Source organism: Novosphingobium sp. (assembly GCF_027486195.1).
In the GTDB taxonomy this organism is placed as follows: Bacteria; Pseudomonadota; Alphaproteobacteria; order Sphingomonadales; family Sphingomonadaceae; genus Novosphingobium.
The window spans coordinates 1-7,651 of the sequence record NZ_JAIXPP010000006.1 but is presented as its reverse complement, the minus strand read 5'-3'; the positions used below and the strand labels follow the sequence as shown (position 1 = coordinate 7,651).

General features: G+C 64.1%; 7 protein-coding genes. 2 read left to right on the top strand and 5 right to left on the bottom strand.

The window, feature by feature from the left end:
• A partial coding sequence (gene rplO, locus Q0071_RS01010) for a 50S ribosomal protein L15 (RefSeq protein WP_298164287.1) occupies positions 1-254 on the bottom strand: 254 nt, incomplete at its 3' end.
• 194 nt (positions 255-448) lie between these two features.
• On the opposite strand from rplO, the gene Q0071_RS01005 reads away from it, so the two are divergent.
• Positions 449-1,915, top strand: a complete 1,467-nt coding sequence (locus Q0071_RS01005; RefSeq protein ID WP_298164292.1) for a DUF4139 domain-containing protein — start codon at positions 449-451, stop codon at positions 1,913-1,915.
• A gap of 71 nt (positions 1,916-1,986) precedes the next feature.
• Positions 1,987-3,480, top strand: a complete 1,494-nt coding sequence (locus Q0071_RS01000; RefSeq protein ID WP_298164285.1) for a hypothetical protein — start codon at positions 1,987-1,989, stop codon at positions 3,478-3,480.
• Positions 3,481-3,540: 60 nt separating this feature from the next.
• Here the strand turns inward: Q0071_RS01000 and Q0071_RS00995 are convergent, their stop codons facing one another.
• From Q0071_RS00995 to rplR, 4 genes are all read right to left on the bottom strand, one after another.
• Positions 3,541-6,057: a TonB-dependent receptor gene (locus Q0071_RS00995; protein ID WP_298164283.1), complete on the bottom strand. Its 2,517-nt coding sequence runs from the start codon at positions 6,055-6,057 to the stop codon at positions 3,541-3,543.
• A gap of 292 nt (positions 6,058-6,349) precedes the next feature.
• The gene (gene rpmD, locus Q0071_RS00990) at positions 6,350-6,526 is read right to left on the bottom strand and encodes a 50S ribosomal protein L30 (RefSeq protein WP_298164281.1); all 177 of its coding nucleotides are present in this window, start codon (positions 6,524-6,526) and stop codon (positions 6,350-6,352) included.
• A gap of 5 nt (positions 6,527-6,531) precedes the next feature.
• Entirely contained in the window at positions 6,532-7,263 is a 732-nt protein-coding gene (rpsE, locus tag Q0071_RS00985) for a 30S ribosomal protein S5 (RefSeq protein ID WP_298164279.1), read from the bottom strand.
• A 1-nt stretch (position 7,264) separates the two neighbouring features.
• The gene (rplR, locus tag Q0071_RS00980; RefSeq protein ID WP_298164289.1) at positions 7,265-7,615 is read right to left on the bottom strand and encodes a 50S ribosomal protein L18; all 351 of its coding nucleotides are present in this window, start codon (positions 7,613-7,615) and stop codon (positions 7,265-7,267) included.
• Between the last annotated feature and the right edge of the window lie 36 nt (positions 7,616-7,651).

Below are 7,651 nucleotides of genomic sequence, written 5' to 3'. Positions count from 1 at the left end.
GCCTTCTGGATCATGCCGAGGTTCACTTCGGCGAAGTCCTTGGCGAAGATGTTGTTGAAGCCGCGCTTCGGGATGCGCATGTGGAGCGGCATCTGGCCGCCTTCGAACCCGTTGACCGAGACGCCCGAGCGTGCCTTGGCACCCTTCTGGCCGCGCCCTGCGGTCTTGCCCTTGCCGGAGCCGATGCCGCGGCCCACGCGCATGCGGCTCTTGCGGGCGCCATAATTGTCGGAGAGTTCGTTAAGCTTGGTCATGTCGTAGCACTCGCTTTCGCTTTGAGTCGCGCTGATGGGAGGTGGGCCCTTAGGCGAAGCAGGCAGGAATGTCACGCCCGTATCGGGACAATCGGCTGCTTTCCAAGGATCGGCGCCTCGGATAGACCTGTTACGCAGGAAAAGAAAACACGCGCGAGAGGAACCCGATGGCCAAGAGCAAGCATGTCCGCCTCATGGTGCTGAGCCTTGCAGCTACACTGCCCTTCCCCCTCGCCGCGCAAAGAATCTCGCCGTCCGGCTCGGCACAGGGCGATGTCTCGCTCACCATCTACAACAACGATCTCGCGCTGGTGCAGGACAAGCGGCAGATCACCCTGACGAGGGGGACGAGCCGACAGGAATTTCCCGATGTCTCGGCGATGATCCGGCCCGAGACGGTGACGCTGAACAGCGGGGATGCCGGCATTGTCGAGCAGAACTTCGATTATGACCTGCTCTCGCCCGAAAAACTGCTCGACAAGGCGGTGGGGCAAACGGTGACGCTGGTGCGCACCAATCCGGCCACGGGCGTGGAAACGCGCGAGCAGGCGACGGTGCTCGCCAACAACGGCGGGACGATTGTGCGGATCGGGGACCGCATCGAGGTGCTCGAAAGCTATGGCGCGCGAATCCTGTTTTCCGGCCTGCCGCCGAGCTTGCGCGCGCGGCCGACGCTATCGATCACGCTCAATGCCGCGAATGCCGGTCCGCGCCCGGTCACGCTGAGCTATCTCTCCTCCGGCTTCGGCTGGAAAGCGGACTATGTCGCGCTGTTCGACGAAGCCGCGGGCAAGATGGACCTGCAGGGCTGGATCACGCTGACGAACAATACCGGCACCAGCTTCCCGGGCGCCCGCGTGCTGCTGGTGGCGGGAAGCCCGGGGCAGGACAACAACCAGTATGGCGGCGGGCGGCGGCCCATCCAGCGGCAGGTCGATTTCGTGCCTGGCACCCAGAGCGCCAACCGCGAGCGGCTGGGCGATTTCTATGTCTATCCCATCTCCGCGCGCACCACCGTGGCCAATGCCCAGCAGAAGCAGGTGAGTTTCCTCGATGTCGCGGGGGCTCCCGCGAGCAAGGGGTACTATTTCCGCAACGGCTGGCTGGGCGCATCGGATGAGGCGCAGAGCTTCGCGACCGTGCTCAAGCTTTCGACCGCCAAGGAAAGCGGCGTGGGCGATGCGCTGCCGGCGGGCACAGTGCGCGTCTATATGCGCGACGCGCGCGGGGCTCCGCAGTTCATCGGCGAAAAATCGATCGACCACACGCCGATGGGATCGACGCTTTCGCTGCGGACCGGCGAGGCGTTCGATGTGAAAGTGCAGCCCACGGTGCAGAAGCGCGAAACGATCACATCAGACGAATGGGAGAAGACCGGACGCTGGCGGATCACCGTGAACGGCAAGACCGATGACGTGACGGTGGAGCGGCAGAAAGTCTACTGGCGCACGACGATGACCTACAAGGTGACCAACGCACGGCCCGCGCCGGTGAAAGTGGAACTGGTGCAGGCCGGACTCGATAATTGGTGGAGCGACACGCGGGTCCCCTCGGAAAGCGTCAAGGGCACGCAGCGCACGCTCGACGAGCGGACATGGACGCTCGACGTGCCGGCCAATGGCGAGACCACCCTCACCGTCCAGTTCGACACGCGGTATTGAGCGCGGCGGCGGTGCGGCGCGCGTATCCTCTTGCAGCCCTGGCGCTGTATCTTGCTGCGCCCGCAGCGGCGGTGGCAGGCGAACCGACCGTGCTCTCTGCCGGGCCGGATGCGGTGGGCGTCACGATCTACCGTGCGCCCGACCGTGATGCCGATACCGCGATGAATCTAAACTGGCTCGAAGGCTATGCCCTGATCACCGAGACCCGCACCGTGGAGATCCCCGCGGGCGCGGCGACGATTCGCTTCGAAGGCGTGGCCGGCGGCATCCTGCCCGAATCCGCGCTGGTGGCGGGCCTGCCCTCTGGCGTGCGCGAGAAGAACCTCGATGCCGATCTGCTTTCGGCGCGCAATCTCTATGCCCGCGCCTATGGCCGCCCGGTGATCCTGCGCCGCCAGCGCGGCAAGGACGGTAAGGGCACGCTGACCGAGGAGCGCGCAGTGATCCGCTCCGCGCCAGATGGCGCAGCGATCGTGCAGACGAAGGAGGGCTTCGAGATCGCCGATTGCGGGCGCGGGATCTCCGATGCGCTAGTCTATACCGAGATGCCCGAGGGGCTCTCCGCCAAGCCGACGCTTTCGGTGCGCACCGAAAGCACGGCGGCGCAGCGTGCGACGATCACGCTCTCCTACCTTGCATGGGGCTTTGACTGGCAGACGAACTACGTCGTGCGGCTGAACCCGGCAACCGGCAAGGCGGACATGATGGCGTGGGTGACGCTGGCCAGCAGCGATCCCACCAGCTTTGTCGATGCCGGCACGGCGGTTGTCGGCGGCAAGCTGGACCGCGAAGATGCGCGCGAAGACCAGCAGGAGCAGGACGGCGAGTTGGTACTGCATTGCTACCTGCGCCCGCAAGTGCCGGCGCCAATGGTGGCGCCACCACCGCCACCGCCAGCGCCGGCACCGGTCATGATGATGGAGGCGGCCGACATTGTCGTAACGGCGCAGCGGCGGGCGAACATCATGCAGGCCGCGCCAATCAAGGTGACCGAGGAAGGGCTAGGCGATCTCAAGCTCTACCGCGTGCCGATCCCGACCACGGTGGCCGCCAATGCGCAGAAGCAGGTGGCTATGCACGAGCTCAAGGCCGTGAAGTTCAAGACCTGGCACACCGCCGATCTCTGGCCCTCTATGGATGGCAATGCCGTGATCAAGCTGCGCACCCGCAACCGCAAGGAAGACGGGCTGGGCGTGGCGCTGCCGGGCGGACCGGTCGCGGTGTTCGAGCCGCATGGCGGCGATCTGCTGCTCGTCGGCCAGGGCGGCATGCGCGACTATGCCGTGGACGAGGATGTCGAGGTAACGCTCGGCACCTCCCCGCAAGTCCATGTCGCCGTGACCGAAACCGGCTCCGGCAAGAACTGGACCGACTATGAGGCCAAGGTGAGCAATGCCAATCCCTGGTCGGTGACGTTCGAGGGAAATGTACGCCTCGGTGACGGGGAGAAGCTGGAGCGCCCCTCCACGCAGCTCACGCGCAAGTTCGGCCGGCCGACCTGGACGGTCAGCGTGCCGACCGAAGGCGAGGCAATCTTGCGCTACCGGGTGACCGACCCGAACTGAGCAAATCGCTCCCGTCCGGGCCGGTTCCGATGGGAGGTCGCAGCCCTCCCCTGCCCCCGATCAGAAGCCGACGACAAGCGTCCCGCTGATCGTGCGCGGAGCGCCGATCTGCGCGAAGTAGGTTGCGGTGTGGAGCAATGTGCCGCCCACGCCGCCGACCGAGTACGCGTCAAACAAGTTGTAGACGTTGAGCTGCAGGTAGCTCCCGCGGCCGATGCCCTTGAGATTGAAGCGCGCATCGAGATTGACGAAGGTATAGGCCGGGATCTGCGCCGGATAGACTTCTTTCCCGCCCGAAACCACGGGGAGGTTCTCGTCGTTGTAATAGCGCGGGCCGGTGCGCTTCGCCGTCACGCCAAGATCGAACGGCCCGACCGAGCCGCGGATCGCGCCGCCATACGAATACGTCGGGATGCCGGATTCGCGCTTGCCTGCAGTCGCCGCAAACGTGGTGGCATTGATCTGCACATCGTTCTGGATCTCGGACTTGATCGCGCTGGCGAAGGCATAGAGGCTGATCGCCGGGATCGGCTGGTACGACACATAACCGTCGAAGCCGTACTTCTTCACGTTGCCGAGGTTGCGGTAGACGGTGGTATCGAGTTCGGGATCGTAGGCGCTGGCGAGACGGTCCTTGAACTTGTTGTAGAAGCCCGAGATTTCACCCTGAACCTTGCCGGTGCGATAGCGCACGCCGGCATCGAAGTTGTCGGTCGTCTCGGGCCGCGGCTGCGCCTGTTCGGTGCCGAGCGGAAACACGAAGGCGTTGTAGAGGCTATCCGTGCCGGGAACCGAGAGGCCCTTCGAGTAGTTGGCAAAAAGGCTCACGCCGCTGCCAAGCCGGTAGACGAAGCCCACGTTGGGCAGAACCCGGTTGAAGTTGAACACGCGCTGCTGCGGCGCCGCGAAACCGGTGATCTTGTTCGTGGTGCTGTTGAAGGAATAGGGATTGGCCGCGGCATAGGCCGTATTGAGCGTGGCATCCTGCCCGAAACAATCGACGTTGCCGCTGGCCGAGGTGGCGAAGCAGTAGTTCGTCAGGTTGCGCTTGAAGAAGGGCGCCCGCACCCCGGCGTTGACCACGAGATTGCCGCCGAAGAACTCGCCGCGGTACTCGCCCGCGACCTGCTGGAGGATGGCGAAGGAGAGGCGGTCGCGCTTTTCGACGACCACGCCGTTGGCTGCCGTCAGCGGCTTGTTGATGGGGAAGACGTCCGTCGGCTCACCGTCGAACTGCAGGGTGCCCACCTCGCCGGTCTGGCGGTGGCGCGCGCGGTCATAGGTGTAGGCGATGCGCACCGTGTTGGTCGGATCGATATCCCACCTGAGGCTGGCAATCAGGCCGATGCGCCCGGTCTGGGTGTGGCTCGGAGCGAGGAGCGTGACCGAATCCAGCGCATCGCCATCGCCGTTGAGATCCTTGCCGAAGTAGTACCGCCCGCCAAGGAAGCCGGTGTAGCTCGTTCCGGCAATGGTGCGGGTGCTTTCAAGGCCGGTCACGGTGCCGCCGCCATTGGCCTTGACCCACTGGTAGCTCGGATCGACCGTGAGGACGAGGTGATCGGCCAGCGTGAAGCGCGAGGAAATGCGCACGTTGCCGGTGTTGGAGGGGTTATAGCGGCGATCGAATTCGGTGCCGCACGTGTTGGTAGCGTCCGCCTTGCCCGTCACGCCGAGGGCAACCGTGCAAGGATAATTGACCGCATAGCCGCGCTCGTCGGAATTGCTCGGGAAGCGATTGCCCGAGCCCGAACCAACAGTGCGGTTGGCATCGTTACGCAGCGGCAGCGAGCCGAAGAAGTTGTTGCGGTTCTGGTTGTAGTGCGCTGCAATTGCGATGAAATCATCACCCGCAAGCGGCTGATAGAGCTTGGCGTTGTACTGCTGCTTGTTGATCTTGCCGTAGTTGTTGAACGGGTTGTCGTTCTTGGCAGAGCTGGCAGAAAACCACGCGCGGGTGCCGCTCGAAGTGAGGTCGCCAGTCTCGATCTTGGCAAAGCCGCGGCGGAAATTGTACTCACCCACCGACCCGGAAAAGAGCAGGCCAGCCTGGCGATCAGGGGTCTTGCTGCGGTAGTTGACCGTACCGCCAACGGCCGATGCAGTGGGGCTGTCCACGTCGGTCGTGCCGAGGTTGACGTTGACCTCCGAAATAATCTCCGGATCGAGCTGCTGATTCGAATAGATCGCGTAGTTGCCCGAATCGTTGAGCGGCACGCCGTCGAAGGTCAGGCTGATGCGGCTTGAATCGAAGCCCCGGATGCTCAACGTGCCGCCGGCAGAACCATAAGCGTCGTTGTTCTGGAAGCTGACGCCGGGGATCAGGTTGATCGTATCAAGAATGGTCTGGCCGGGGTTCTGGCGCTGGATGGTTTCCTGCGTCAGAACGGCCTTGGCCTTGGGCGTATCGGGCGAGGCAACGCCGGCGACCTGCTGAGTCCCGCGCGAACCGGTGACCACGATCGCATTGTCAAAATCGACCGAGCCAGTCGATTGCGCAAGCGCTGGCGAGAGCAGCGCAGTTACGCTGATCGCGATCGGGCTGGCCGCAGCAAGAAGTGTGGGGTGGAAGCGCATCTCGTTTTCTCCGATTGGGGATCGATTGATCCGGCGCGGAGAACGGCACCCATCGAGGGCCACCAGTCTGGTAACGAGAGTTGATTGCCCGCCTCCGCATGGCCCCGCTCTGAGCATGCGAAGGTGACAGGAATACTACTAACGATATGACCCAAAGAACCATATTCGCGGTATTCAAAGTAACTTATGGTATGGTTCTGGATCTGCATCGGCGGGAACGAAAAAAGGCCCCGGTATCACTACCGAGGCCTTGTTTCCTGTTTGTGACCCATCCGACCGAACGGGAACCGGGTCAGTCGACCACGGCCACCATGTGCGGCAGCTTCGCAATCGCACCACGGACTTCAGCGGTGTCTTCCAACTCCACCACGCGGTGCATCTTGCCCAGGCCCAGACCAATGAGGATCTGCTTCTGGCTTTCCGGACGACGGATCGGCGAACCGATCTGCTTCAGCTTGATCTTTGCCATATCGATTACTCCACGATGGCCGCGGCTTCGGCCTCGGCCTCAACCGGAGCCGCACCGCCACGACCGAGCAGGTCAGCAATCTTCTTGCCGCGACGCTGCGCAACCGACTTGGGGCTGGTCTGATCGGTGAGCGCGTCGAAGGTTGCGCGGATCATGTTGTACGGGTTCGAAGTGCCGACCGACTTGGTCACCACATCGTGAACGCCGAGGCTCTCGAACACGGCGCGCATCGGGCCGCCGGCGATGATGCCGGTACCGGCGGGCGCCGAGCGGAGGTTGACCTTGCCGGCACCGAAACGGCCCTTGCCGTCGTGATGCAGGGTGCGGCCTTCCTTGAGCGGGATGCGGACCATGGTCTTCTTGGCCGAAGCCGTCGCCTTGGTGATCGCTTCCGGCACTTCGCGTGCCTTGCCATGACCGAAGCCGACACGGCCCTTGCCATCGCCGACCACGACGAGCGCAGCGAAACCGAAGCGCTTACCGCCCTTGACGGTCTTCGAGACGCGGTTGATGTGGACGAGCTTTTCGATCAGCTCTTCACCGCCGTCATCGTCGCGGCCGCCACGGCCATTACGATCATCACGGCGGCCACGGCCACCGCGCTCACCGCCACGGTCGTTGCCACCACGACCACGGCCGGGGCCACGATCATTGCGGGGACCACGGCCCTCGCGGGGAGCCTCGGCAGCAGCTGCTTCGGGGGCGACAACGCCATCCAGGTTGGTTTCGTCAGCCATCTTAGAACTCCAGCCCGTTTTCGCGGGCAGCGTCGGCCAGCGCCTTGACGCGACCGTGGAACAGGAAGCCGCCGCGATCGAACACGACGGAGGTGATGCCGGCAGCCTTGGCGCGATCGGCAATGTCCTTGCCCACCTGCGCGGCGGCATCAACCGTTGCGCCGACCGACTTCTGGCCCTTGACGAGGCTGGAGGCGGCAGCGAGCGTCTTGCCGGCGGCGTCGTCGATGATCTGCGCGTAGATGTGACGGCCGGAACGGTGCACCGACAGCCGCGGACGGCCACCGGAACGAGCCTTGAGCGCGGTACGGACGCGCTGGCGGCGGCGATCGAAGAGCGAGAGCTTGGCCATTACTTCTTCTTCCCTTCCTTGCGGAAGATGAACTCG